Here is a 25764-nt window from a genome sequence, read left to right on the forward strand (position 1 = left end):
AGGCTCTAGCACCTAGATCAGGCGGGCAAGGTGACCCGGCGCAATGTCAGGTTGATCCGCCCGCCCTTCTTCAAAAGCGTCGATGTCGATGGATAGATGCGGTCGACGCCATGGAAACAGAGCCGACCCTCGCCGCCGAGGATCACCACGTCGCCGCTCTCCAGCCTGAAGGAAACCGTGCGGCCTTCCCGCGTCGTCTCACCGACGCGGAACAGGCAGGCATCGCCAAGCGAGACGGAGACGACTGGCGCTGCCAGATCAGTCTCGTCGCGATCCTGATGCAGCCCCATCCTGGCGGTTTCGGTATAGAAATTGACGAGGCAGGCTTCCGGCGGATGCGGATAGCCGGAAACCTCGCGCCAAAGCTCATGCAGCATCTCCGGGATCGGCGGCCAGGGCGCGCCGGTCACCGGGTGCGTCGGCTGGTAGCGGTAGCCGCGATCCCTGTCGGTGACCCAGCCCAGCGCGCCGCAATTGGTCATCCGAACGCTCATCGGCTTGCCGCTGCGCGGCATCGTCGGCACGTAGAGCGGCGCCTTGGCGACGACGTCGCGGATATGCTCGACCAGCGCTTCCTGCGCGACACGGTCGAAGTGACCGGGGATATGGCGCACGCCTCTGGGCAGAACCAGCATGATGTCCAGTCTATAGGTTGAATGTGAAACGGCGGGCTCGCCCGCCGTTTCACATTCTTATCTGCACGTCAGGCCGTTTCCAGATCGGGGATGCGCAGCACCTGGCCGGGATAGATCTTGTCGGGATGGGTCAGCATCGGCTTGTTGGCCTCGAAGATCAGCGTGTGCTTCGCACCCTTGCCTTTGCCATATTGCGCTTCGGCGATCTTCCAGAGGTTGTCGCCCTTCTTCACCGTGTAGAAGACCGGCTTCTTGGCGGGGGTGGCCGCCGCCACAATGGCGGTCATGTCGGCGTTCGCATCGAGCTTCAGCCCGCTTTCGGGCGCCACGACCTTCAGTTCGCCGGCCTCCACCTTGGAAACGCCAAGCGTGTTGCCGATGGCGATGACCGCTTTTTCGAAGATCGACTGATCGGCGACCACGCCCTTGAGAACCGCCTTGTCGCCCTGAACCTCGACTTCGACCTTTTCGGTGCCGAGCTTGTGGGAATCGAGTTCCTTCTTCAGCGTTTCGGCCGAAGCGGGCTCTGCCTCGTCGCCGCCAAACCCCAGTTTCTTGCCGACGTTCTTCACGAAATCGAACATGCTCATGGTCCGGAATCTCCTTGCTGCCGCACTTGTTCGGGCATGCGAACTTCGCATCCACAATTGGCAAATGGAAGGGCGGAATGTTTCCGCAGCGTCAGCGGCACCTTCACTCGCTGTCGACCTTGCCGCGCAGCTTCTTGACGACGGAACGACCCGCCTTGCTCTTGAGCCGCCGTTCCACCGAGCCTTTCGTCGGTTTGGTCTTGCGGCGCGGCTTGGGCGGCGGTTCGGCCGCCTTTGTGACAAGCTCCGCCAGGCGGGCGCGCGCATCCGCCCGGTTCTGCTCCTGGGTGCGGAAGCGTGCGGCCTCGATGACGACCACGCCATCCTTGGTGGCGCGCTGGCCGGCAAGCGCGATCGTGCGCTCTCGTACGCGCTCGGGCAGTCCGGGCGCGTTCCTGGCATCGAACCGCAATTGTACGGCGGTCGCCACCTTGTTGACGTTCTGCCCGCCCGGACCGGAGGAACGGATGAAATTCTCCTCCAGATCATCCGGATAGATCACGACCTCGTCAGTCACGATGATTTTTTCGTCGGCGCTCATCGCCCAGTGATGCCGCGCGAAGGGCAAAAAGAAAAGGCCCGGCACCGGAGTGTCGGGCCTTTCATGCTGGAACGAAATTATTCCGCGGCTGCCTGGATGCGCGGCGCAGCACCGCGCACATTGGCGTCGACATGGGGTTCGAACTTTCCGAAATTGTCGACGAACATGCCGACCAACCGCCCCGCCTGCCGGTCATAGGCGGCTTTGTCCGCCCAGGTCGAGCGCGGATCGAGGATGGCGCTATCGACGCCTGCGACCGCCTCCGGTACCGAGAAGCCGAAATTCGCATCGGTGCGGAACTGCGCGCCATTGAGGGAACCGTCAAGCGCCGCGGCAAGCAGGGCACGCGTCGCCTTGATCGGCATGCGCCTGCCCGTTCCATAGGCGCCGCCGGTCCAGCCGGTATTAACCAGCCAGCAGTCTACGCCGTGCTCGGCGATCAACTGGCGCAGCAAATTGCCGTATTCCGACGGATGGCGCGGCATGAAAGGGGCACCGAAACAGGTCGAGAAGGTCGCCTCCGGCTCGGTCACGCCCTTTTCGGTGCCGGCCACCTTCGCGGTGTAGCCCGACAGGAAATGGTACATGGCCTGCGCCGGCGTCAGCTTGGCGATGGGCGGCAGCACGCCGAATGCATCGGCGGTCAGCATGATGATGTTCTTCGGATGGCCGGCCCGGCCGGTCGCACTGGCATTCGGGATGAAATGCAGCGGATAGGCACAGCGCGTGTTTTCGGTCAGGCTCCCATCGTCGAAGTCCGGAACGCGGTTCTCGTCGAGGACGACGTTTTCCAGAACGGTGCCGAAACGTTGCGTCGTCGAGAAGATCTCCGGCTCGGCTTCCGCCGAGAGGCGGATGGTCTTGGCGTAGCAGCCACCCTCGAAATTGAAGATGCCGTCAGGACCCCAGCCATGCTCGTCATCGCCGATCAGCGTGCGTGACGGGTCGGCCGACAGCGTGGTCTTGCCGGTGCCCGAAAGCCCGAAGAAAACCGCCGCATCCCCATCGGGACCCTCATTGGCCGAGCAGTGCATCGGCATTACGCCGCGTTCGGGCAACAGATAGTTCAGGGCGGTGAAAACCGACTTCTTCATCTCGCCGGCATATGACGTGCCGCCGATCAACACGATCATTCGCGTCAGATCGACCGCGATCACCGTCTCGGTGCGGCAGCCGTGGCGCGCCGGATCGGCCCGGAAAGACGGCAGGTCGACGATCGTCATCTTCGGCAGGAAACCGTCGAGTTGCTCGGGCTGCGGGCGGATCAGGAGGTTACGGATGAACAGGGAGTGCCAGGCATATTCGGTGATGACGCGCGTCGGCAGGTTCTGCGCCGCGTCGGCGCCGCCGATCAGGTCCTGGACGAACAACTCCTTGTCGCCCGCGTGGGCGGCAAAATCGGCCAACAGCAGTTCGAAGCGCTCAGGCGACATGGGCTTGTTGTTGTCCCACCAGACATGCGGCTCGGTTCGCGCATCGCGCACGACGAACTTGTCCTTGGCGGAGCGCCCGGTGTGCTGACCAGTCTCGGCGACCAAGGCGCCATGGGCCGTCAATCGCGCCTCCCCGCGCCCGATCGCTTCCTCATAAAGCGCCGCTTCGCCGAGATTGTAATGAACCGTCCGCGAACTTGAGAAACCTGATTCCTTCACCCCGCAGGCGGGATTGCGTCTGCCAGTTTCGGTCACTTGCGTTCTCCACATCCATGATCCTGCGACTACCCGCGAAACGCAAGCGCCGCATCACCACTATCTAGCGGCGAAACTGGTCAGAACCAGAAATACCAAATGATTTCAAATCATTAATCGATTTAAAAATTTAAATCGTTTATATCCGTTTAAAACTTCATCCTTTCGGGTAGCCGCTTAGCACAACCCTACATAAATGCGCTTAGCCGGCCCTGTGACATTGATGGGATTATGTGCCACATTTTGTACTCAATTTGTCCGCCAATAGCCCCTTCCACGCAGGAAAGGGACCCAAGCTCATGAGGGAGTCGCTTGAAATGGCAACGATCGCGCTTGTCGATGACGACCGCAATATTCTGACCTCCGTATCGATTGCGCTGGAATCCGAAGGCTATCGCGTGGAGACCTACACAGACGGCGCCTCGGCGCTGGAAGGACTTGCGGCGCGGCCGCCGAACCTTGCCATACTCGACATCAAGATGCCCCGCATGGACGGCATGGAGCTGCTGCGGCGCTTGCGTCAGAAGAGCGACCTGCCGGTGATCTTTCTCACCTCCAAAGACGACGAGATCGATGAGCTGTTCGGCCTCAAGATGGGCGCCGACGACTTCATCCGCAAACCGTTCTCGCAGCGCCTGCTGGTCGAACGGGTCAAGGCGGTGCTGCGCCGCGCCAGTGCGCGCGAGGCCGCGGCCAAGACGCCAAACCAGCAGTCGCGGTCGCTTGAACGCGGCCAACTCGTCATGGACCAGGAACGCCACACCTGCACCTGGAAGGGCGAACCGGTAACGCTGACGGTCACCGAATTCCTCATCCTGCATTCGCTGGCGCAACGCCCCGGCGTGGTGAAAAGCCGCGATGCGCTGATGGATTCGGCCTATGACGAGCAGGTCTATGTCGACGACCGCACCATAGACAGCCATATCAAGCGGCTTCGCAAGAAGTTCAAGGCTGTCGATGACGACTTCGAGATGATAGAAACTCTGTACGGCGTCGGCTATCGCTTCCGCGAAGCGTAGTCGCGAGCGATCGGGGCGGCTTCCTTGATACGTGATTGGCCAACGGAGCCGTGACGGCCTATTCGGTTGCGTTCGCCCGTGCCGGGCGTCGAGAGGCTGTATAAGAGACTGTATGCATGGCGATGGAGGGTGAGCTCAGGAAACCGGTGACGGTTGCCAACAGGTCGGGCACCGTTTCGCCCTCGCTGTTGTCCCGGATCACGGTTCCGATGCGCCGCTTTCTCGGGCACCATGTCTTTTCCAGCCTGACGCGGCGCATCCTGTTCCTCAACCTCGCCGGTCTTGCCGTGCTGGTCGTCGGCATCCTCTATCTGAACACTTTCCGCGACGGGCTGATCGACGCGCGTGTCGAAAGCCTGATGACGCAGGGCGAGATCATTGCCGGCGCCATCGCCGCCTCCGCGACGGTCGAAACCGACGCCATCCGCATCGACCCGGAGAAACTGCTCGAATTGCAGGCCGGAGAGAGCCTGGGGCCCGGATCGGATCAGCTCGACAGCCTCGACTTCCCGATCAATCCGGAACGCGTGGCGCCGGTTCTCAGACGTCTTATCTCGCCGACGCGCACACGCGCGCGCATCTATGACCGTGACGCCAATCTACTGCTCGATTCGCGCCATCTCTATTCGCGCGGCCAGATCCTGCGCTACGACTTGCCGCCGGTGCAGGAAGAGGACCCCGACATTTTCGAGCGGATCGAGAAGTTCCTTTCCGGCCTGTTCGGCACAAACGGACTGCCGATCTACAAGGAACAGCCGGGCGGCAACGGCGCGGCATTTCCCGAAGTCATGAACGCGCTGACCGGCAGCCCCTCGACGATCGTGCGGGTAAGCGAGCAGGGCGAACAGGTGGTTTCGGTGGCCGTGCCGATCCAGCGTTTTCGTGCGGTCCTCGGTGTCCTGATGCTGTCGACCGAAGGCGGCGATATCGACAAGATCGTCGCGGCCGAGCGCAAGGCGATCCTGCGCGTCTTCGGCGTCGCGGCGCTGGTCATGGCCATTCTGTCCATGCTTCTCGCTTCCACCATCGCCAACCCGCTGCGCCGGCTTTCGGCAGCAGCCGTACGTGTGCGCCGCGGCGTCAAGAGCCGGCAGGAAATTCCGGACTTCTCCGATCGGCAGGACGAGATCGGCAACCTGTCGGTGGCGGTGCGCGACATGACCAACGCGCTTTATGCGCGCATCGAAGCGATCGAGAGCTTCGCCGCCGATGTCAGCCATGAATTGAAGAACCCGCTGACTTCGCTGCGCAGTGCAGTCGAGACGTTGCCGCTCGCCAAAAACGAGAATTCGCGCAACCGGCTGATGGAAATCATCCAGCATGACGTCAAGCGGCTGGACCGCCTCATCACCGACATTTCGGATGCCTCACGTCTCGACGCCGAATTGGTGCGCGAGGATGCCGGCAGGATCGATCTCGGGAAATTCATCGGCGATCTGGTTTCGGTGTCGCATGAAGTGGGCCGCCACAAGCGCAAGGCCGAGATCGAGTTCAAGCCGGCAAAGCTGCCGCAGGGCGTGAAGGGCTATTTCGTCCTCGGCCACGACCTGCGGATCGGTCAGGTCATCACCAATTTGATCGACAATGCGCGCTCCTTCGTTCCCGAAGACACCGGCAGGATCACCATCAGGCTGGAGCGCGCCGGAAAATTCAACATCGTCACCGTGGACGACAATGGTCCGGGCATCGGAGCCGACGTCGTCGACCGCATCTTCGAGCGCTTTTACACCGATCGGCCGACCAGCGAGGCATTCGGACAGAATTCCGGCCTCGGCCTGTCGATCAGCCGCCAGATCGTCGAAGCGCATGGCGGCACGCTGACGGCCGAGAACATACCCGGCTCCAAGGCGGGCGAGGCAAGGGGCGCACGGTTTGTGATGACCCTGCCTGCCGAAGACTGAGCCGTGGCCGCCGACAATCTCCACGCCACCGCCCTCGTACTGGGCGAGCGCGGCATCCTGATCATGGGTGCATCCGGTTCGGGCAAGACCACGCTGGCGCTCAAGCTCCTTTCACGCGCCAACGCCGCGCACCGTTTTGCCCGGCTCATCGCCGACGACCAGCTTTTCCTGTCTTGCAAGGCAGGGCGGCTGATCTGCCGGGCTCCCGGAACGATCAGGGGTTTGGCCGAGGTTCGCGGGCTGGGCCTACGGCCGCTCCGTTTCGAGCCCGCCGCGATCGTCGACCTTCTGGTCAGGCTGGTGCCGGCGAGTGAGGCAGAACGATTTCCCGAACCCGCCACGACGGAACTTGCCGGCTGCCGGCTGCCATGCCTGATGCTGGCCGAACGCAATGCGAATGGCGCAGCCCTTGCCATCGACGCCTGGCTTGCCGCACCGCCTTTCGGCTGAGCTCGCTTCGGTATTTCCCGGATGGTGCGGCAAAATGGGCGTGAATAGGGCGTTTTTGGGCTTGTCAACGCAATGCGTCTGGCCAAGATAGCGCTCCGCTGCCCGGCTTTGGCCGAAGCGGCCATTATAAAATCTGCTCGTGAACGGGCGATGACGGGAGCCAAAGCAGAATGATCGGACTCGTGCTGGTTACGCACGGTCAACTGGCCGAGGAGTTCCGCAAAGCCGTCGAGCACATTGTGGGGCCGCAGGAACACTTCGAAACCGTGGCCATCGGCGCCGACGACGACATGGAGCAGCGCCGCCGCGACATCATCGATGCGGTGGCACGAACCGACACCGGCGCCGGCGTCATCATCCTGACCGACATGTTCGGCGGCACACCCTCCAACCTGTCCATCTCGGTGATGGAATCGGGGCGTGTGGAAGTGATCGCAGGCATGAACCTGCCGATGCTGATCAAGCTGACGAGCGTTCGCAAGACCGACAACATGGTCCAGGCACTGGACGAAGCGCAGACAGCCGGGCGAAAATACATCAATGTCGCCAGCCAATTGTTGAGCAGCAAATGAGCAGTGCGTCTTTCACCGCCGACGATGGGGAGATCGTCCGGGAGTTCAGGATCATCAACAGGCGTGGCCTGCACGCACGCGCATCCGCGAAATTCGTACAGACCGCCTCGGATTTCAAGGCCACCGTGAATGTGGAGAAGGACGGCATCAAGGTTGGAGGCACCTCGATCATGGGCCTGATGATGCTTGCGGCAAGCCCTGGCTGCACGATCACCGTCACGGCCCAGGGGCCACAAGCCGTCCAGGCGATGGATGCACTTGAAGCGCTGATCACGACACGGTTCGGCGAAGACGCCTGACGCCCGCGGACGCCTTCAGTGGACATATACGGATAAAGATTTCTTTATATCCCATTGTCGGCCGAACGCCGATCTGTTAGGCACGGCCGCACAAGGCGCCTCAGCGAAATTGCGCGGATGGGCGTCGGCAAACCCGTACGACCGGAGCAAAGCCATGCCTGACAATAAAGATTATATCATCGCCGACCTATCCCTTGCCGGCTGGGGCCGCAAGGAAATCGAGATCGCCGAGACCGAAATGCCGGGCCTGATGGCCTGCCGCACCGAATTCGCCAAGGAGCAGCCGCTGAAGGGTGCGCGCATCACTGGCTCGCTGCACATGACTATCCAGACCGCGGTGCTGATCGAGACACTCAAGGCGCTCGGCGCCGAGATCCGCTGGGCCTCCTGCAATATCTTCTCCACGCAGGACCATGCAGCGGCAGCAATCGCCGAAAGCGGCATTCCGGTATTCGCGGTCAAGGGCGAGACGCTCGAGGACTATTGGAACTACACCGACCGCATCTTCCAATGGGCCGACGGCGGCACGTCGAACATGATCCTCGATGATGGCGGCGACGCCACCATGTACATCCTGATCGGCGCGCGCGCCGAAGCCGGCGAGGACGTGCTGTCCAACCCGGGCAGCGAAGAGGAAGAAATACTGTTTGCCCAGATCAAGAAGCGCATGGCGGCGACGCCGGGCTTCTTCACCAGGCAGAAGGATGCGATCCGCGGCGTTACCGAGGAAACCACCACCGGCGTCAACCGTCTCTACCAGCTTCAGAAGAAGGGCCTGCTCCCCTTCCCGGCGATCAACGTCAACGACAGCGTTACCAAGTCGAAATTCGACAACAAATATGGTTGCAAGGAATCGCTGGTCGACGGCATCCGCCGCGCCACCGACACGATGATGGCCGGCAAGGTGGCCGTGGTTTGCGGCTACGGCGATGTCGGCAAGGGCTCGTCTGCTTCGCTGAAGGGCGCCGGGGCACGAGTCAAGGTGACGGAGGTGGACCCGATCTGCGCATTGCAGGCGGCGATGGACGGTTTCGAAGTGGTAACGCTGGAAGACGCGGCGCCGACCGCCGACATCGTCATCACCACCACCGGCAACAAGGACGTGATCACGCTCGATCACATGCGCCAGATGAAGGACATGGTGATCGTCGGCAATATCGGCCATTTCGACAATGAGATCCAGGTGGCGGCGCTGCGCAACCTGAAATGGACCAACATCAAGCCGCAGGTCGACATGATCACGTTTGCCGACGGCAAGCGGATGATCCTTCTGTCGGAAGGCCGGCTGCTCAATCTCGGCAACGCCACCGGCCATCCGAGCTTCGTGATGTCGGCTTCCTTCACCAACCAGGTGCTGGCGCAGATCGAGCTCTGGACGAAGCCGGGCGCCTATGAGAACCAGGTCTATGTCCTGCCCAAACATCTCGATGAGAAGGTCGCGCGCCTGCACCTCGACAAGCTCGGCGCCAAGCTGACCGAACTCAGCAACGAGCAGGCCGCCTATATCGGCGTAACACCTCAGGGGCCGTTCAAGCCGGAACACTACAGATACTGATCCGCGTTAACCAAACCACCAGATATTGAAGCCAGGCGGTTGACTTTCCGCCTGGCTTTCTTTTTGCCCCCGGAGCTTCTTCACGCCGATTCGCGCAACAGGTATGGTGTTGTGATTCGCAACGCTTTGGGCTCCGGAGACGGGGGTACCGAGGGGCAGGCACCAAGGCGGTCTTGCATTCAGGCGGCGGAGAGGAACAAGACATGCCGGGGGAAAACCCGCTGCGCGCGGGAGAGGCCGTTTCCGGCGGCCGGATGGATTCGAACGACGCCGCGGCGCCCGCGAAAAGGCGGCTGCTCGGCTTCCTGCCTCGTCCGGTCGCGCGCGGACTGCTGGCAATGACCGCCTTGTGCAGCCCGTGGATCGTCAACCTCGCCGTTGCGCAGACCGAGGCGGCGCCGGCACGGCTGCCTATGAGCACGGTGGAGGTGATGCAGCTCGCCGTCTTCGTCGGCGTCATGGGAGCGGCGCTGCTTTCGGCAATCGCCCTCATTCGCGAGCGCGCCAGGATATCGGCCGAGAACGTCGAATTGCGCGCCCGGGTCGCCGATCTCAATGCCACCCTGCAGCGCTCCGAAGCACTGCTCAATTTGCGCGACCAGCGCGTCGTGGTCTGGGCGGCCGACAACCAGAGACCCGAGCTCGTCGGCTCGCTGCCGACGGAAGCCGGTGCACCGGAGGAACGCCCGGGATTCCTGGCGTTCGGCCGCTGGCTGATGCCGCGTTCGGCCGCCGCCCTCGACCATGCGTTGGCCGCCCTGCGTGAAAAGGGTGCGGCCTTCGATATTCTGGTCGAATCGCAAACCGGCGCTCCGCTCGAGGTCCAGGGTCGCAAGACCCCATCGCATGTGCTGGTGCGGTTCACCTCGCTTTCCGAAGCGCATCGGAACCTAGCGCGGCTGAAGCTTGAGAACCAGCGCCTGGCCGGCAACTACGAGACCATGCTCCATCTTGTCGATGCATTGAAGCTGCCGTTCTGGCTGCGCGCAGCCGACGGAAAGCTGAAATGGGTCAACCGCGCCTATGCCGACGCGGTAGAAGCGCCTGACGCCGAGACCGCCATCCGCGAGAGCAGGGAATTTCTCGGAACGCCATCGCGCGAGGCGATAGAAAAGCACCATCTCACACGTCCGGTTTTCGCGCAGACGCTTTCCACCGTCATCGGCGGCGACCGGCGCGTGTTCACGGTGACCGACTTCGCCGGCGAGGACGGATCGGCGGGCATCGCCCTCGACATCAGCGGCATCGAAGCACTGCGCGAGGAGTATGAGCGCACCGTGCGCAGCCATGCCGATACGCTGGACCAGCTCACCACCGCCGTCGCCATATTCGACCCGCAGGAAAAGCTGCGTTTCTTCAACCACGCGTTTCAGAAACTGTGGGACCTCGACGCCGGCTTTCTGGACAGCAAGCCCGACAACGCGCTGTTGCTCGACCGCCTGCGCAGCGACGGCAAGCTCGCCGAACAGCCGGAGTGGCGGCGTTTCAAGGAAAATCTCCTCGAAGCCTATCGCGCGGTCGAATCGCGCGAGCATTGGTGGCACCTGCCCGATGGCCGCACCATTCGCGTCATCGCCAATCCACAACCCAAGGGCGGCGTGACCTGGGTTTTCGAGAACGTGACGGAGCGGATCGATCTCGAAAGCCGCTACAACGCCGCCGTGCGCATTCAGGGCGAGACGCTCGACAATCTGGCCGAAGGTGTCGCCGTGTTCGGGTCTGACGGCCGCATCCGCCTTTCCAATCCGGCGTTCGTCACGCTCTGGGGGCTGCCTCCGGAGGCCGTCAATCCGAAGACCCATATTTCGGAGATACGCGCCCGTTGCGACGCACTCGCCAAGGACAGCCCCTGGGGCGGGTTCGTTGCCGCCGTCACCGGCTTCGACGACGAGCGACGCGATGGCCGAGGCCAGGTCGAGCTCGTCAACGGCACGGTGCTGAGCTACGCGCTTGTCCATCTGCCGAACGGACAGGTGATGACGACATTCGTCGACGTCACCGATGGCGTCAATGTCGAGCGGGCGCTGAAGGACAAGAACGAGGCTCTGCAAAGGGCCGATCAGTTGAAGAACGACTTCGTCCAGCACGTCTCCTACGAGCTGCGCTCGCCGCTGACCAACATCATCGGCTTCACCGAATTGCTTTCGCTGCCGGCGACCGGGCCGCTCGCCCCGCGCCAGCGTGAATATCTCGAACATATCGGCTCCTCCTCCTCGGTGCTGCTCACCATCGTCAACGACATCCTCGATCTGGCGACGGTGGATGCCGGGATCATGGAGCTTGAGATCGGCGAGGTGCGCGTCGACCAGACCATCGCGGCGGCGGTCGAACTGATAGCCGACCGGCTCGAGGAACATGGAATCCAGCTTAAGATCGACGCCTCGCAGGCGCCGCGGAATTTCCACGGCGATGAAACCCGCATTCGCCAGATCCTCTACAATCTCCTGAGCAATGCGGTGAATTATGCGCCCGATGCGAGCACGATTTCGCTCGGTTGCCGACAAACCCCGCACGGCGTCGAATTCATGGTTCACGACGACGGGCCCGGCATGACGCCGGACGTGCTCGACACCGTGTTCCGGCGCTTCGAACCGCGGATCAATGGCGGCAGGCGCCGCGGGGCGGGGCTCGGCCTTTCGATCGTCAAGAGTTTCGTGGAGCTTCACGGCGGCAATGTGCGCATCGAAACCGGTGCGGACCGTGGAACGACGGTCATCTGCCTGTTTCCGCTGACACCATCGGGCGCGCGCGCCGCCGCCGAATAAACCCAGTGGACCGAACCATGCCGGCTTCCGTTCTGGAGCGCTTCCTGCCCGACGAGGCCGCGACGAACCGGCTGGGCGAAGACCTGGCGCTTGCCCTGCGTCAAGGCGATGTTCTTGCACTCCACGGCGACCTCGGCGCCGGCAAGACCACTCTGGCGCGCAGTCTGATCCGCGCGCTGGCCGCCGACGCCGATCTTGAAGTGCCGAGCCCGACCTTCACACTGGTCCAGGCCTATGATGCGCGCATTCCCGTGCATCACTTCGATCTCTACCGCCTGTCGTCGGCGGACGAACTGGATGAACTCGGCTTCGAGGATGCGCTCGAACAGGGGATCGCACTGGTCGAATGGCCCGAACGGGCCGGAGACCGCCTGCAGGGCAGTCTCGCGCGTATCGAGCTCGTGGAGAATGACGGCGGTCGCCTCGTCCGCATATCGGCGTCCGGCGGGCTTGGCGAGCGGATCGGCCGATCCTTCGCCATCCGCGATTTTCTCGACGCATCCGGATGGGCCGGCGCCTCTCGCGCATATTTCACCGGCGATGCCTCCGCCCGCTCTTACGAAATCGTCACACAGGAAGGCGATACACCGCGCGTTCTGATGAACGCACCACGGCTGGTGCTCGGGCCGCCGGTGCGCGACGGCAAGCCCTATGCCGAGATCGCCCACATCGCGCAGTCGGTCGTCGCCTTCGTGGCAATTGACAAGGCGTTGCGGAACGCTGGTGTGTCCGTACCCGAGATTTACGCGAAGGATCTCGAAAACGGCTTCCTTCTGACGGAGTATCTCGGCGAAGGGAATTTTCTCAATCGTCAAAACAGGCCGGTTGTCGCGCATTATGCCGCCGCCGCGCGTCTGCTGGCGATGATGCATGGCACGCCGTGGCCGCAACGGATGGAGGCAGCGACCGGTACCTTCCATGAAGTGCCGCCTTTCGACCGGGACGCGCTACTGATCGAGGTCGATCTGCTGCTCGACTGGTACTATCCAACCGTTGCCGGTAAGCCGGCCGACAGCGCGCTTCGCGTCGATTTCCGTGAAGTCTGGAACAGGGTGCTCGACCGGCTCGATCAAGCCGAGACCAGCCTCGTATTGCGCGATTTCCATTCGCCCAACATCATCTGGCGGGAAGACCGCCAAGGCCACGATAAGCTTGGGATTATCGATTTTCAGGATGCGCTGATCGGCCCGGCCGCCTATGATGTAGCGTCTCTTGCAATGGATGCCCGTGTGACCGTCCCCCCCGAAATCGAGGCCGAAACCGTCGCGGCCTATGTGGAAGCGCGCCTCGCTGGCGGCCATTTCGACGCCGAAATGTTCGGCGAAGCTTATGCAATCACAGCAGCGCAGCGCAATTCCAAGATCCTCGGCATCTTCGTGCGGCTCGATCGGCGCGACGGCAAGCCGGCCTACCTGAAGCATCTGCCGCGCATCCGCGCCTATTTGCGCAGGGCGCTGGCGCATCCGGCACTTGCCGAACTGCGCGATTTTTACCAGCGGCACGATCTCGTCCAGGATGGTGCGATTTGACCTCCAAGGACATTGCGAAAACCGCGATGGTACTCGCCGCCGGGCTCGGCAAACGCATGCGGCCGATCACTAACACGATGCCCAAGCCGCTGGTGAAGATCGCCGGCAAGACGCTGCTCGACCGCGGGCTTGACAGCCTGGCCGACGTTGGCGTCGAGAAGGCGGTGGTGAATGTCCACTATTTTCCCGAGCAGATCGCCGCTCACGTCTCGCGCCGCCGCACCCCGACCGTGCTGATTTCCGACGAGAGCGACGGCCTGCTGGATTCGGCCGGCGGCATCGTCAAGGCATTGCCCAAACTCGGTCCGCGGCCGTTCTATATAGTGAACGCCGATACGTTCTGGATTGATCGTGGCGAGCCGAATCTGTTACGCCTTGCGCGGACGTGGGATGCCGCGAAAATGGATATTCTGCTGATGCTAGCGGATCCGGGCTCGGCCACCGGCCACAGCGGCGGCACCGATTTCCTGCTCGAAGCGGATGGCCGGTTGCGGCGCGCCGCCGGCGCTCCCCAAGGCCTTATCTACGCCGGCGCGGCGATCGTCAGCCCGCATATTTTCGCAGGCGCCAAGGCCGAGCCGCATTCGCTCAATGTCTATTTCGACCGCGCCATCGGCGTCGGCCGGCTCCACGGCATGCGCATGGAGGGACACTGGGTCACCGTCGGCACGCCGGAAGCGATCGCGCCGGCCGAAGCGGTGATTGCCGCCGCGGTGGCGGACGCATGAGCGAGCGGCCGCTCGCCCGCGTTTTCTCCATCCCGCCCGGTGCGGCTTTCCTGCCCACGCTCACCGAGGCGCTGTGTTCGGGCCGCCTCATTCCGGATTTCCACGCCAGCGGCGATCCGCTGGCGCTCGCCGACGTGACCATCTATGTGCCGACGCGCCGCGCAGCGCGGGAACTGCGCAGCCTGTTCGTGGCGCGCGCTTCCGGCGGTTCGGCCATTCTTCCGACAATCCGCCCGCTCGGTGAATTCGATGAGGACGCAGCCGTCTTCATGCCGCAAGGCGCTGACGCCATCGAGCTTGCGCCGCCGATCGATCCGATCGACCGCCTGCTGCTGCTTGCACCGCTGGTGCGCGCCTGGAAGCGGCGGCTGCCGGCGCATGTCGCTGCCCTGTTCGAGGAAGAGATCGTGGTTCCGGCCTCCTCCGCCGATGCGATCTGGCTGGCGCGCGATCTGACCGCGCTGATGGACGAGATCGAGACGGAGGGTTCCGATTGGGCAAAGCTTGCCGGCCTCGTCTCGGAGAACCTGGCAAGCTGGTGGCAAGTGACGCTGGATTTCCTCGATATCGTCACGAAAAACTGGCCGGCGCTGCTTGCCGAGCGCGACCGGTCGGACCCGGCCGCCCATCGCAACGCGCTGATCCGGCTGGAGGCTGCGCGCCTGAAGAGCAATCCGCCACCCGGTCCGGTGATCGCCGCCGGCTCGACCGGCTCTATCCCTGCCACGGCCGAACTGCTTGGCGCCATCGCCCGGCTCCCGCGGGGCGCGGTGGTGCTGCCGGGGTTGGACACCCAGATGGACGAGCGTTCGTGGTCGGTCATTTCGGCGCAGACGCCGCATGCTTCGGTGCTCGGCCACCCGCAATACGGGCTGGCGACATTGTTGCAGAAGATCGGCCTGCTGCGCGAAGACGTCGAGGCGATCGGGACGCAGGATCGGGCCCTGCGGTTACGTTCGCGGATCGTCGGTGAGGCGTTGCGGCCAGCCGACACCACCGATGGCTGGGCGACAAGCCGCGCCGGCATCGCCGACAGCGAGATCGCGCAGGCGCTGGCAGATGTCAGCCTGATCGAAGCCGCCAATGAGCGCGACGAGGCGGCCGCCATCGCCATCGCGCTCCGCATGGCGATCGATTCACCCGACAAGACCGCCGCACTCGTCACCGGCGACCGCAATCTTGCCCGCCGCGTCGCCACCGAATTGCTGCGCTTCGGCGTCAAGGCCGACGATTCGGGCGGCGCGCCTCTCCCCACCACGCCGCCCGGCGCGCTGTTGCGGCTGATGCTGGACGCGGCCTTCCGGCCTGGCGACCCCGTTGCCGTGCTCTCGCTGCTGAAGCATCCGCTCACCTCGCTCGGCCTTGAACGCACTGTGGTCCGCGAGGCGGCCGAAACCATCGAGCTGATCGGGCTTCGCGGCGGCACCGGCCGGCCGGATGCGGCGGATCTTGCCAAGCTCTTCGAGAGCCGGCTCGTTTGGGACGACAACCGTCGCGAGCCGTTCTGGTCAGAGCGGATGACAGTGCGACGGATCGAGACGGCGCGCGATGTGCTTGCCCGGCTCCATGCCGCGCTGTCGCCGCTCGCAGCGCTTCGGGGCCAGCCTACGGTCGAACTTTCCAACTGCATACGCGAGACGGTCATTGCACTGGAACAATTCGGGCGCGGCGCCGATGGCAGCCTGACCGGTGTCTATGCGGGCGAGGCCGGCGAAAAGCTCGCGGAGCTTTTGCGCGGACTGGTTTCCTCGACCGCACCGTTTTCCTTCGCCGCTGACGAGTGGCCGGAAATTGTCGATGCCTTGATGGCGCCGGTGGTGGTGAAACCCTCGCATGGCGCTGAAAGCCGCATCTCGATATGGGGCGCGCTCGAGGCACGCCTGATGACGGTCGACACGCTGGTCATTGGCGGTTTGAACGAGGGCACCTGGCCGCGCAAGGCCGAAGCCGACCGGTTCATGTCACGCGTCATGAAAAGCGGCATCGATCTCGATCCGCCGGAGCGGCGGATCGGGCAATCGTCGCATGATTTCCAGATGGCCATGGGGGCGGGCAAGGTCATCCTGGCCCGCTCGGCGCGCGCCGGAGATGCACCGTCGGTTCCCTCGCGCTGGGTCCAGCGCCTGGAAACCTTCGCCGGATCCGAACAGGCCGACGCCATGCGCCAGCGCGGCAACGTCCTGCTTTCTTGGGCACGCGCGCTCGACCACGCCGAGACGATACCGTTCGCGCAACGTCCCGAGCCGAAGCCGCCGGTCACGCTCAGGCCACGCCATTTCTCGGTAACGGAAATCGAGACGCTGCGGCGCGATCCCTATGCGATCTATGCCAGGCGCATTCTTCGCCTGCTGCCGCTTGAGCCGCTGCTGCGCGATCCGGGCGCGGCCGAACGCGGCACGCTCTTTCATGCGATCATGCATCGCTTTTCGGCCTCCGGCGTCGATCCGCGCGAGCCCCGAGCCTTCGAGGCGCTGCTTGCCGAGGGGCGTGCTTGCTTTGTCGAAGCCGAACTGCCCGAAGACGTCGAGTCGGTCTGGTGGCCGCGTTTCGAAAAACTCGCCGGCGACATCATCCGCTGGGAAATCGAGCGAGCGCCTGCCCTCGTCAGCCGCCATCCGGAAGAGCGCGCCGAAAGAACCATTGTCGGATCGTCCGGCGTGACGCTTTCCGGCTATGCCGACCGCATCGACATCCTGCCGGCCGGCATGGCCGACATTCTCGACTACAAGACCGGCTCATCGCCGTCCAAGGCGCAGGCTCACACGCTGCTTGCGCCGCAACTGGCCCTTGAAGGCGCGTTGTTGAAGCGTGGCGGCTTCAAGGCGCTCGGCCGGCGCGAGCCTTCCGAGTTGGCATTCGTGCGCTTCAAGCCGAACGGCAAGGTCGTGCCTGAATCGATCCTGGAGATCAAAGGCAGCCTGAAATCAGCCGCCGAGCTTTCCGAGGAAGCCTGGGCGCGGCTGGAGCAGCTCCTGCTTCACTACGCCAAACCGGCAACCGGCTATCTGTCGCGCGCCCTGCCGTTTCGCGAGGGCGAAACCGATGGCGACTACGATCATCTGGCGCGCGTTCTCGAATGGTCGGCAGGTGGCGACAGCCCCCAGGATGCGGGGGGCGAGGAATGAAAAAGATCGTCACGGTTCCGGAAGAAACCGCCAGGCGGCAGGCGCTCGCCTCCGATCCGCAGAATTCCGTCTGGGTGTCGGCCAATGCGGGGTCGGGCAAGACGCATGTGCTGTCGCAGCGCGTCACCCGTCTGCTGCTCGAAGGCACCGACCCGTCGAAAATCCTTTGCCTGACCTATACGCGGGCAGCGGCCGCCAACATGTCGAACCGGGTTTTCGGCAATCTGTCGAAATGGACGATGCTCGACGATGAGGATCTGCGCGAGGAGATCGAGCGGCTCGACGCACGCCGGCCCGATGCCGACAAGCTGCGGCGAGCCCGCCGGCTTTTTGCGCAGGCGCTGGAAACGCCAGGCGGCCTGAAGATCCAGACCATCCACGCCTTCTGCGAATCGGTGCTGCACCAGTTTCCGCTGGAGGCCAACATCGCCGCGCATTTCCAGATGTTGGACCCGTTGCTCGAAGAAACGCTGTTTGCCGAAGCCCGCCGCGAAATGCTGACGGGCGCTGTGGCAGTCGACAGCCCCGGGCTGGGCGAGGCCTTCGCGCTGGTGCTGGAGCGTGCTGGCGAAGCGGGTCTCGATGCGCTGCTGCGTGAGATCGTCCAGAAACGCGACGGACTGCGCGCCTTCATCGATGCGGCCGGTCACAGCGAGCCTCCCTATGCCGCGCTGTTCGAAGAATTCGGCGTCTCGCCACATGAAACCGCCGAAGACATTGCCGGATCGATCTGGCCCGATCCCTATTTCGATCTTGCGCTGGCGGAAAGTTTCGGAGCCCGGGCAACTGCCGCCGCAAAGAGCACGGCGCAGAAATTCGCCGACGGTCTTGCCGCATCGTGCCGGCAGAGCGATCCGGAAGCGCGGCTGCAATGCCTGCGCGACACGTTCCTGGTCCACAAGAAAGGCGAAGGCTGGCAGCCGCGCAGCAGCGGCCCGATTGCCTCGAAGGGCGTCGGCGAGCATTTCCCGGACTTCGCCGCCCGTTTCGAGCAGACGGCGCTGGCGGTGCGCGATGCCTGCGACCGTCTTGCGCTTTATCGCATGCTGGAAGGTACGCGTGCGGCGCTCACCATCGCCGACTGGCTGATCGCCCGCTACGAGCAGTTAAAGACGGCGCGCGGCTTCCTCGATTTCAACGATCTCATCACCCGCACGGTCCGCCTGCTGGCGCGGCAGGACGCCGGGCCGTGGGTGCAGTACAAGCTCGACAAGGGCATCGACCACATATTGCTGGACGAGGCTCAGGACACCAGCCCGGACCAATGGGAGGTCGTGCGGAAGCTTGCGGAAGAATTCTTCGCCGGACATGGCGCGCGCGACAATGTGAACCGCACCGTCTTCGCCGTGGGCGACGAAAAGCAGTCGATCTATTCCTTCCAGGGCGCCTCTCCCGATTCCTTCGCCACCACCGGAGAACAGTTCCTGCGCCGGATACGCTCAGCCAATGGCAGCTTCGAGCGGGTCGGGCTCAATTTGTCGTTCCGCTCGACGGAAGATGTGCTGCGTGCCGTGGACCTGGTGTTCGAGAGCGAGGAGGCACGACGCAGCATCACGCTCGATCCCGGTCCTGTCCAGCACACCGCGATCCGCGCCGGCGCGCCGGGCTATGTGGAAGTCTGGCCCTCGGTCGGCGCCGAAAGCGTCGACGAACCGGACGACTGGACGCAAGCAATCGACCATGCCCATGCACCGGCGGTGCGGGTTGCCGAGAACGTCGCTGCGACCATCGAAACCTGGATCAGGTCCGGCGAGATCATTGAGGGCAAGGGCAAGACGCTGTCGGCCGGCGACGTCATCGTTCTGGTGCGCAAGCGTGACCGCTTCGTGCACGCACTGGCGCGCAGCCTGAAGAACCGCAACATCCCGGTCGCCGGCGCCGACCGGCTGAGCCTTCCCGGTCACATTGCAGTCAAGGACATGATGGCGCTCGGCCGGCTTCTCATTCAGCCGGAAGACGACCTCTCGCTGGCAGCGGTTCTCAGGAGCCCGATTTTCCAGTTGAGCGAAGAAGCGCTCTTTGAACTCGCAGCCGATCGAAGCCCCAAGACGTCATTGTTCGCGACACTGTCGCGTTCCCCCGACCCTGAGCTTATAAAGGTCGCAGACCGGCTGCGCGACTGGTCATCCCAGGCGGCTTTCAAGCCGGTTTTCGAGTTCTACTCCGGCGTGCTCGGCCGCGACGGCGTGCGCCGGGCGATGATAGCGCGGCTCGGTCGCGACGCCGGCGACATTCTCGACGAATTCCTGAATTTCTGCCTGGCCGAAGAGCGCACCGGCCAGCCGGGCCTCGAAGCCTTTCTCGCCACGCTGGAAAGCACCGGCCCCGAGATCAAGCGCGAAATGGACCAGACCCGCGACGAGGTTCGCATCATGACGGTCCATGCAGCCAAGGGCCTGGAGGCGCCGGTGGTGTTTCTGGTCGACGGTGGGGCCGCACCGTTCCATGACCAGCATCTGCCGCGCCTGATGCCGTTCGAGCCGCGTGGCGAATTGCGGCCAGTCAAAGCCTATCTGTGGCGTTCCGGCAACGATGTCGCCAACGGTTTCTCACAGGATGCCGCGGTTAGCGTGAGACAGCGCGCGGAAGACGAGTATCGCCGGCTGCTCTACGTCGGCATGACGCGCGCCGAAGACCGGCTGATCGTCTGTGGCTATCACGGCAAGCGCGCGCAAAATCCGGCGACGTGGCATGCGCTTGTCAACAACGCCTTGAACGGCAGCCCCTATAGCGAGGCCAGAAAGCATCCCGTCGCCGACGAGACGGTTCACCGTTTCCGTGTGACACCGCTTGGCGAGGTGCCGCTGCCCATCCAGCCCTTCGAGAGCAGAACTGAACCAACGCCGGCTCTACCAGCCGAACTGACCGAGGAGTTGCCCGCGGCGGATGAGCTTCCGCCACCGCTTTCGCCTTCGGGAGCGGCCGCATCGATCGAGGACACTGGCGATGCGGCGATCTCCGACACCTCGCCGGTGCTCGATCCGGATCTCGAGCCGCGCTTTGCGATCGCGCGCGGTCTGGCCATGCACCGTCTGCTGCAAATGCTGCCGGAGATTGTCCGGGATGCCCGGGACGACGCGGCCCGGCGCTATCTCGCGCGCATAGGGGCGCATTGGCCGGACCGTGAACAGGATGCCGCGCTGGCATCCGTCAGCGCCATTCTTGAAGCGCCGCGCTTTGCACCGCTGTTTGCCCAAGGCTCCCGTGCCGAAGTGGCAATCATGGGCACAGTCACCGTCAAGGGTAGCCCACGCTCGGTTTCTGGCAAGATCGACCGGCTGGCGGTGACGGCCGACGAGGTGCTGATCGTCGACTACAAGACCAACCGACCGCCGCCCACCTCACTGGAAACGGTGCCGCTCGCCTATGTGACGCAGCTTGCGCTCTATCGGGCGCTGCTTCAGCCGCTCTACCCCGACCGCCGGGTTTCGGCCGCGCTGCTCTATACCGAGACGCCGCTGCTGATCGAAATCCCGCAAGCGGCGATGGATGAGGCCCTTGTTCGACTCACGCAGGCGTGACACAAGCGCTGCTTGAATACGTCACCAGTTGCCACCACATTTAGCGCGAATACGAAACCGGAAAGGATTTCAGCATGGCCACGGTCAAGGTCGACAAGAGCAATTTTCAATCCGACGTGCTGGATGCCACGGGTCCCGTGGTCGTGGACTTTTGGGCAGAGTGGTGCGGCCCGTGCAAGATGATCGGCCCATCGCTTGAGGAGATTTCGACCGAGCTCGCCGGCAAGGTGAAGATCACCAAGCTCAATATCGACGAAAATCCGGAACTGGCCGCACAGTTCGGCGTGCGTTCCATTCCGACTTTGATGATCTTCAAGGGCGGCGAAGTCGCAGACATCAAGGTTGGCGCACTGCCAAAGACGGCACTTTCGCAGTGGATCGGCGGCAACGTCGCCTAAGCTGAATAACACGCGAAGTTCAAAGCCCGGCCACCGCGCCGGGCTTTTTGCTGTCTGGATATCTGTGCAGGTTGCGTCCGAAAGTCCGGTGTTGGTCCTTTGATGGAAAGGCGCATCTTCGATATTGCTTTAAGTTCCCCAAGGTATAAGACCCTGCCAACCGGGCAATCCGGCCAGAAAAGACGCTTTGGGAACGTCGCATGACGTTTGTGGCCACTGGTAATTGCATCGATTGCACATAATGGATTGCGTTGACGTCTGCTCCATCGACTGTTTCCACGAATGCGTGAACATGCTCGTGCTCCATCCGGTCAAGGCGCAAGCCGTGCCGCGGGCGAAACCGGACGGCCGGCGCCGACTGTTTCTCACTTAAATCGGGTAGAGGCGACTGGGCGGACATGACTGAGAGCGCACACGATCTTTCAACCTTGTATCTGGGCATCGACACCGGCGGCACCTACACAGATGCCGTGCTGTGGTCAGAGGCTGCCGGCATCGTTGCCAAGGCGAAATCCCTCACCACCCGCCATGACCTGGCGCAGGGCATTGCCGGTGCGGTCGATGCTGTGCTGCATGAGGCGGATGTCGATCCGACGGCGATCAAGCTGGTTTCCATGTCCACCACGCTCGCCACCAACGCGCTGGTCGAGGGACAGGGCGGGCGGGTCGGCCTGGTGATGATCGGCTTTTCCGGGGACGACCTGCATCGCAACGGATTGTCGCAGGCGCTCGGCTCCGATCCGGTGATCTTCTGCCCAGGTGGCCACGACGTCCATGGCAATGCGAGCGAACTCGTTCTCGATGCGCTGGAGGCAGCGCTGCCATCGCTCACCGACGCGGTTTCCGGAATGGCGGTTGCCGCCTATTTCGCGGTACGCAACCCAGAACACGAGATTGCCGTGCGCGACCTCATCCGCGAGCGCACCGGCCTTCCCGTCACCTGCTCGCATGAACTCTCCTCAAAGCTTGGCGGCCCACGCCGCGCGCTGACGACCCTGCTCAATGCGCGGCTGATTTCGATGATCGACCGGCTGGTGGCGGCCACCGAAGGATTTCTGGAAAAGCGCGGCGTTCATGCCCCGTTGATGGTGGTGCGCGGCGACGGCGCGCTGGTTACGGCCGAATTCGCGCGCTCGCGCCCGATCGAAACGATTCTTTCCGGCCCGGCGGCAAGCCTTGTCGGCGCGCGCCACATGACTGGCCTCGATGATGCCGTGGTCTCCGACATCGGCGGCACGACCACCGATATCGCGGTGCTCGATGCAGGCCGGCTGCGGCTCGACCCGGACGGGGCAACGGTTGGCGGCTATCGCACCATGGTCGAGGCGGTGGCGATGCGGACATTCGGGCTCGGCGGCGACTCCGAGGTGTCGCTGCACGAGCGTTCGCTGACGTCCTCGATCGTTCTGGGGCCGCGACGGCTGGTGCCGCTAGCGCTCGCTGCGGTGAAGCATGGCGAGATCATCAGCTCGAATTTGGAGCGCCAATTGCTCAGTCCCACCACCAGCCGGCTCGATGGGCGCTTTGCAATGCGTACCGGCGTGCCGGAACGCCTCGCCGCCGGCCTGACCCGCTCCGAAGCCAAGCTTTATGCCGATATTTCGGACATCCCCGCTCCGCTCGACCGTCTGCTCATCTCGACCTCGCAGGTTGCGACGCTCAATCGCCTTGTCGCCCGCGGCCTGGTGCATATTGCCGGCTTCACCCCCTCGGATGCGGCCCATGCGCTTGGCTTGCAGAAAAACTGGGACGCCGCGCCTGCCCGGCTCGGCGCTGAGCTGTTTGCCCGAAGGCGTGACGGCCAGGGCCGTTTCATCGCCGAAAACGCCGATGCCTTCTCGCGCATGGTCCTTGCAGCCGTGACCAGGCGTACGGCAGAGGCGGTGCTGGAGACGGTTTTTGCCGAAGACGGGCTCGATGGCAGCGTATCGGTCGAAAATCCGCTCGTCCAGCGGGCGGTGGACCGGCAGGACGGCATGGCGCGCCTTGCCATCGCGCTCGACCGGCCGGTCATCGGCCTTGGCGCGTCGGCCTGGCTCCACTACGCCGCGCTTCCGCCGCTGGTCGGCAATGAGTGCGCGATCGCCGAACATGCCGATGTCGCCAATGCGCTGGGCGCGGTTGTCGGGCAGGTTCGAATGTCGGCGCAGGCGCGCGTCAGCCAGCCGGAGATCGGGCTGTTCCGCCTCAATGTCGGCGAGCGGCTCGATGATTTCGAGACCGAGGAAGAGGCGATGGAAGCGGCCGAAATCCATATCCGCACGCTTGCCGGCACGCTGGCGCGCGCGGCCGGCACCGATCATGCCCGCATCGAAATCACCCGCGACATCAAGGTGGCGACCATAGAAGGCGAGCGCAGCTTCGTCGAAGCCATCGTCGTTGCGACCGCGACCGGCAGGCCACGCGTCGCCTCCTGACCCGCCGCCTGGCCGGTCGACAGAATTCGTAGGATTTCCGGGAACCTCCGCGCGGCGGCGGCATCCAAAGCACAGACGCCGCGATGTCAGACGGCGCCGTGCAGAAAGGAAATCGACATGAGACTCGTTTCTATCGCGCTTGCCATGGTGCTTGCCGGCTCGCTTCCCGCGCTCGCACAGGATGCCTCCGTCGCCAAGTCCCCGCCGACGGGCGCCTACAAGGCGGTCAGCAGCCTGGTCAAGCTGCCGGACTTCATACCTGGCATGGGGCAGCTCTTCGTCGATCCGGCAACTTTGCCGGCCGGCCCGTTCCTCGCCTACGATCATGACGGCAAGCTGGTCAGCACTATCTACATGCTGCCGGTCAAGGAGCTCAATCCCGACAAGCGTTTCGAGGATCTCGCCGCGCCCGGCGGTAATGTCGACCATGTCGATGTCTACTACAATGCCGGCCACCCCGGTGTGGAAGAGCCGCACGTTCACGTCGTGTTGTGGCATGTTCCTTCGGCTGACGAGACCAAGGTGGCGGCCAAATGATCATAACGCGCAGGCGCGTTCTGGAAACCGGCGGGAGCATACTCGCCGGGCTTCTGGTCGGCCGGTCGTCCGCAGCCGCCGCCGATGTCGTCGAAATCGCCATGCAGGGCAAGGAAGACGGCTCCCATGTCTGGTACGATCCGACCGGGATCCATATCCAGCCCGGCCAGACGATCCGTTGGACCAATCGCGATGCGGGCAATTCACATACGGTGACGACCTATCATCCCGCCAATTTCGACCGGCCGCTGCGAATGCCGAAGGCCGCCAGGCCATTCGATTCCGACTATCTGTTGCCGGGCGAATCCTTTTCCGCCACATTCACCGAACCGGGCGTGTACGACTATTATTGCGTGCCACATGAACATGCCGGAATGGTCGGCCGTATCGTGGTCGGAACACCCGCCCCGCACGGCTGGATCGAAACCGCGGATGCCAAGGGCGACCTGCCCGAAATTGCCCTGGCGGCATTTCCGTCGGTGGAGGAGATCATAAAGAAGGGCATTGTCCGGCCGGCTTAGGGCCTGCTTGTATCAAACATCCAACGGCCGGAGCGGGCGGCAATCCGCTCCAGCCCGAACCTGAAAGCGACGCAGCCATGCCCATGCAACTGGCAGTCTCAACGAACCGGTTCGATCTGGCCGCGGTCGGCGAAGAAACGCTCGTCGACCTTGCGCGGCAAGGTGACGAAGGCGCGATCCGCGCGCTCATCAAGCGCCATAACCAGCTTCTGTTTCGTGTGGCGCGCGGGATCGTGCGCAACGATGCGGAGGCCGAGGACGTCGTCCAGGAAACCTATGTCCGCGCGTTTACCCATCTGGAGACGTTTCGGGGCGAAGCGAAACTGTCTACCTGGCTGACGAGGATTGCGCTCAACGAAGCTCTTGCCCGCGTGCGTCGCCGTCGCCACCTTGTGGAGCTCTCCGAACTCGATACCGCCAATGGCATGAACGAAGGACGTCTGATCATGTTTCCATCGTCGGTAATGCCGGCAAGTCCCGAAACGGAGGCGGCGCGCGGCCATATCAGGCAGGTTCTCGAGGAGACAGTCGACAAATTGCCCGATCCGTTCCGGATGGTCTTCATCCTTCGCGATGTGGAAGGGCTCAGCACCGAGGAAACCGCAATCCACCTGTCGATCAAGCCCGAGACCGTCAAGACGCGCCTCCACCGGGCAAGAAAGCTGATGCGGGCAGCGCTCGAAGAGTCGCTTTCTGCCGCATTCGGCGACCTGTTTCCATTCGACGGCGCACGCTGCACCCATGTGGCGGATCGCGTCGTCGAGCGCCTGCGGCAATTGCAGCGAGACTGACCGGCAGTTCGCTTCATCGTCACGCATAACTCCACGCCGCGTGCCTGAACGGGCATGCGGCGTGATTGCTTTTTGCGTGTTCGAGATGGCTGCACCCCGATTTTTCGGCCGCTTTTGCACCTCCCGGCGAAAAATCCGAAAATAATTTGATGCAAGTTTCGACCCTCTGAAACGCGGTTCTT

General features: G+C 63.5%; 20 protein-coding genes. 16 read left to right on the forward strand and 4 right to left on the reverse strand.

Features of this window, described 5'->3' with window-relative positions; translation table 11 throughout:
* Window positions 1-17: 17 nt before the first annotated feature.
* The 4 genes from ACLKMW_RS14985 to ACLKMW_RS15000 all read right to left on the reverse strand — a co-directional run bounded on the left by ACLKMW_RS14985 (window position 18) and on the right by ACLKMW_RS15000 (window position 3454).
* Window positions 18-635 (reverse strand): alpha-ketoglutarate-dependent dioxygenase AlkB family protein, encoded by a 618-nt coding sequence (locus ACLKMW_RS14985; protein ID WP_415725269.1) that lies wholly within the window; start codon window positions 633-635, stop codon window positions 18-20.
* Between the two features lie 68 nt (window positions 636-703).
* Complete coding sequence (lysM, locus tag ACLKMW_RS14990; protein WP_415725270.1) at window positions 704-1225, reverse strand: peptidoglycan-binding protein LysM; 522 nt, start codon at window positions 1223-1225, stop codon at window positions 704-706.
* Between the two features lie 103 nt (window positions 1226-1328).
* Window positions 1329-1766 carry an alternative ribosome rescue aminoacyl-tRNA hydrolase ArfB gene (gene arfB / locus ACLKMW_RS14995; RefSeq protein WP_415725271.1) on the reverse strand — a complete coding sequence of 146 codons (438 nt, stop codon included), beginning with the start codon at window positions 1764-1766 and terminating at the stop codon, window positions 1329-1331.
* Window positions 1767-1843: 77 nt separating this feature from the next.
* Complete coding sequence (locus ACLKMW_RS15000) at window positions 1844-3454, reverse strand: phosphoenolpyruvate carboxykinase (protein WP_415725272.1); 1611 nt, start codon at window positions 3452-3454, stop codon at window positions 1844-1846.
* A 317-nt stretch (window positions 3455-3771) separates the two neighbouring features.
* On the opposite strand from ACLKMW_RS15000, the gene ACLKMW_RS15005 reads away from it, so the two are divergent.
* The 16 genes from ACLKMW_RS15005 to ACLKMW_RS15080 all read left to right on the forward strand — a co-directional run bounded on the left by ACLKMW_RS15005 (window position 3772) and on the right by ACLKMW_RS15080 (window position 25582).
* Complete coding sequence (locus ACLKMW_RS15005; RefSeq protein ID WP_415725273.1) at window positions 3772-4473, forward strand: response regulator transcription factor; 702 nt, start codon at window positions 3772-3774, stop codon at window positions 4471-4473.
* A 122-nt stretch (window positions 4474-4595) separates the two neighbouring features.
* Window positions 4596-6374 (forward strand): stimulus-sensing domain-containing protein, encoded by a 1779-nt coding sequence (locus ACLKMW_RS15010; RefSeq protein WP_415725373.1) that lies wholly within the window; start codon window positions 4596-4598, stop codon window positions 6372-6374.
* A gap of 3 nt (window positions 6375-6377) precedes the next feature.
* Window positions 6378-6824, forward strand: coding sequence for an HPr kinase/phosphorylase (locus ACLKMW_RS15015; protein WP_415725274.1), 447 nt, complete (start codon window positions 6378-6380; stop codon window positions 6822-6824).
* Between the two features lie 170 nt (window positions 6825-6994).
* Window positions 6995-7396, forward strand: coding sequence for a PTS sugar transporter subunit IIA (locus tag ACLKMW_RS15020; RefSeq protein WP_415725275.1), 402 nt, complete (start codon window positions 6995-6997; stop codon window positions 7394-7396).
* Window positions 7393-7695, forward strand: a complete 303-nt coding sequence (locus ACLKMW_RS15025; RefSeq protein WP_415725276.1) for an HPr family phosphocarrier protein — start codon at window positions 7393-7395, stop codon at window positions 7693-7695. The genes ACLKMW_RS15020 and ACLKMW_RS15025 overlap by 4 nt, the downstream gene beginning before the upstream one ends.
* Before the next feature lie 154 nt (window positions 7696-7849).
* The gene (ahcY, locus tag ACLKMW_RS15030; RefSeq protein WP_415725277.1) at window positions 7850-9250 is read left to right on the forward strand and encodes an adenosylhomocysteinase; all 1401 of its coding nucleotides are present in this window, start codon (window positions 7850-7852) and stop codon (window positions 9248-9250) included.
* A gap of 203 nt (window positions 9251-9453) precedes the next feature.
* A complete protein-coding gene (locus tag ACLKMW_RS15035) occupies window positions 9454-12015 on the forward strand; it encodes a sensor histidine kinase (RefSeq protein ID WP_415725278.1) in 2562 nt (853 codons plus the stop codon).
* Window positions 12016-12032: 17 nt separating this feature from the next.
* Window positions 12033-13544 carry a tRNA (adenosine(37)-N6)-threonylcarbamoyltransferase complex ATPase subunit type 1 TsaE gene (gene tsaE, locus ACLKMW_RS15040; RefSeq protein WP_415725279.1) on the forward strand — a complete coding sequence of 504 codons (1512 nt, stop codon included), beginning with the start codon at window positions 12033-12035 and terminating at the stop codon, window positions 13542-13544.
* A 26-nt stretch (window positions 13545-13570) separates the two neighbouring features.
* The gene (locus ACLKMW_RS15045; RefSeq protein ID WP_415725374.1) at window positions 13571-14272 is read left to right on the forward strand and encodes a nucleotidyltransferase family protein; all 702 of its coding nucleotides are present in this window, start codon (window positions 13571-13573) and stop codon (window positions 14270-14272) included.
* A complete protein-coding gene (addB, locus tag ACLKMW_RS15050) occupies window positions 14269-17397 on the forward strand; it encodes a double-strand break repair protein AddB (protein ID WP_415725281.1) in 3129 nt (1042 codons plus the stop codon). The genes ACLKMW_RS15045 and addB overlap by 4 nt, the downstream gene beginning before the upstream one ends.
* Window positions 17394-20918, forward strand: a complete 3525-nt coding sequence (gene addA, locus ACLKMW_RS15055) for a double-strand break repair helicase AddA (protein WP_415725282.1) — start codon at window positions 17394-17396, stop codon at window positions 20916-20918. The genes addB and addA overlap by 4 nt, the downstream gene beginning before the upstream one ends.
* A gap of 74 nt (window positions 20919-20992) precedes the next feature.
* Complete coding sequence (gene trxA / locus ACLKMW_RS15060; RefSeq protein ID WP_415725283.1) at window positions 20993-21316, forward strand: thioredoxin; 324 nt, start codon at window positions 20993-20995, stop codon at window positions 21314-21316.
* A gap of 398 nt (window positions 21317-21714) precedes the next feature.
* Window positions 21715-23733 (forward strand): hydantoinase/oxoprolinase N-terminal domain-containing protein, encoded by a 2019-nt coding sequence (locus ACLKMW_RS15065; RefSeq protein ID WP_415725284.1) that lies wholly within the window; start codon window positions 21715-21717, stop codon window positions 23731-23733.
* Between the two features lie 117 nt (window positions 23734-23850).
* On the forward strand, window positions 23851-24270 hold the full coding sequence (locus ACLKMW_RS15070; RefSeq protein WP_415725285.1) for a DUF5602 domain-containing protein: 420 nt from the start codon (window positions 23851-23853) through the stop codon (window positions 24268-24270).
* Window positions 24267-24791: a plastocyanin/azurin family copper-binding protein gene (locus ACLKMW_RS15075; protein WP_415725286.1), complete on the forward strand. Its 525-nt coding sequence runs from the start codon at window positions 24267-24269 to the stop codon at window positions 24789-24791. The genes ACLKMW_RS15070 and ACLKMW_RS15075 overlap by 4 nt, the downstream gene beginning before the upstream one ends.
* A gap of 83 nt (window positions 24792-24874) precedes the next feature.
* Window positions 24875-25582: an RNA polymerase sigma factor gene (locus tag ACLKMW_RS15080; RefSeq protein WP_415725375.1), complete on the forward strand. Its 708-nt coding sequence runs from the start codon at window positions 24875-24877 to the stop codon at window positions 25580-25582.
* The last annotated feature ends 182 nt before the right edge of the window (window positions 25583-25764 follow it).

It is taken from the genome of Borborobacter xinjiangensis (assembly GCF_047739745.1).
Classification (GTDB): domain Bacteria; phylum Pseudomonadota; class Alphaproteobacteria; order Rhizobiales; family Rhizobiaceae; genus Pseudaminobacter.

Coding starts and splice junctions, on each gene's coding strand:
- arfB (WP_415725271.1), bottom strand. CDS start 1,766: ATGAGCGCCGACGAAAAAATCATCGTGACTGACGAGGTCGTGATCTAT.
- ACLKMW_RS15070 (WP_415725285.1), top strand. CDS start 23,851: ATGAGACTCGTTTCTATCGCGCTTGCCATGGTGCTTGCCGGCTCGCTT.
- ACLKMW_RS15075 (WP_415725286.1), top strand. CDS start 24,267: ATGATCATAACGCGCAGGCGCGTTCTGGAAACCGGCGGGAGCATACTC.
- trxA (WP_415725283.1), top strand. CDS start 20,993: ATGGCCACGGTCAAGGTCGACAAGAGCAATTTTCAATCCGACGTGCTG.
- ACLKMW_RS15010 (WP_415725373.1), top strand. CDS start 4,596: ATGGAGGGTGAGCTCAGGAAACCGGTGACGGTTGCCAACAGGTCGGGC.
- ACLKMW_RS15025 (WP_415725276.1), top strand. CDS start 7,393: ATGAGCAGTGCGTCTTTCACCGCCGACGATGGGGAGATCGTCCGGGAG.
- ACLKMW_RS15045 (WP_415725374.1), top strand. CDS start 13,571: ATGGTACTCGCCGCCGGGCTCGGCAAACGCATGCGGCCGATCACTAAC.
- addA (WP_415725282.1), top strand. CDS start 17,394: ATGAAAAAGATCGTCACGGTTCCGGAAGAAACCGCCAGGCGGCAGGCG.
- ACLKMW_RS15080 (WP_415725375.1), top strand. CDS start 24,875: ATGCAACTGGCAGTCTCAACGAACCGGTTCGATCTGGCCGCGGTCGGC.
- ACLKMW_RS15065 (WP_415725284.1), top strand. CDS start 21,715: ATGACTGAGAGCGCACACGATCTTTCAACCTTGTATCTGGGCATCGAC.
- ahcY (WP_415725277.1), top strand. CDS start 7,850: ATGCCTGACAATAAAGATTATATCATCGCCGACCTATCCCTTGCCGGC.
- ACLKMW_RS15035 (WP_415725278.1), top strand. CDS start 9,454: ATGCCGGGGGAAAACCCGCTGCGCGCGGGAGAGGCCGTTTCCGGCGGC.
- lysM (WP_415725270.1), bottom strand. CDS start 1,225: ATGAGCATGTTCGATTTCGTGAAGAACGTCGGCAAGAAACTGGGGTTT.
- ACLKMW_RS15005 (WP_415725273.1), top strand. CDS start 3,772: ATGGCAACGATCGCGCTTGTCGATGACGACCGCAATATTCTGACCTCC.
- tsaE (WP_415725279.1), top strand. CDS start 12,033: ATGCCGGCTTCCGTTCTGGAGCGCTTCCTGCCCGACGAGGCCGCGACG.
- ACLKMW_RS14985 (WP_415725269.1), bottom strand. CDS start 635: ATGCTGGTTCTGCCCAGAGGCGTGCGCCATATCCCCGGTCACTTCGAC.
- ACLKMW_RS15020 (WP_415725275.1), top strand. CDS start 6,995: ATGATCGGACTCGTGCTGGTTACGCACGGTCAACTGGCCGAGGAGTTC.
- addB (WP_415725281.1), top strand. CDS start 14,269: ATGAGCGAGCGGCCGCTCGCCCGCGTTTTCTCCATCCCGCCCGGTGCG.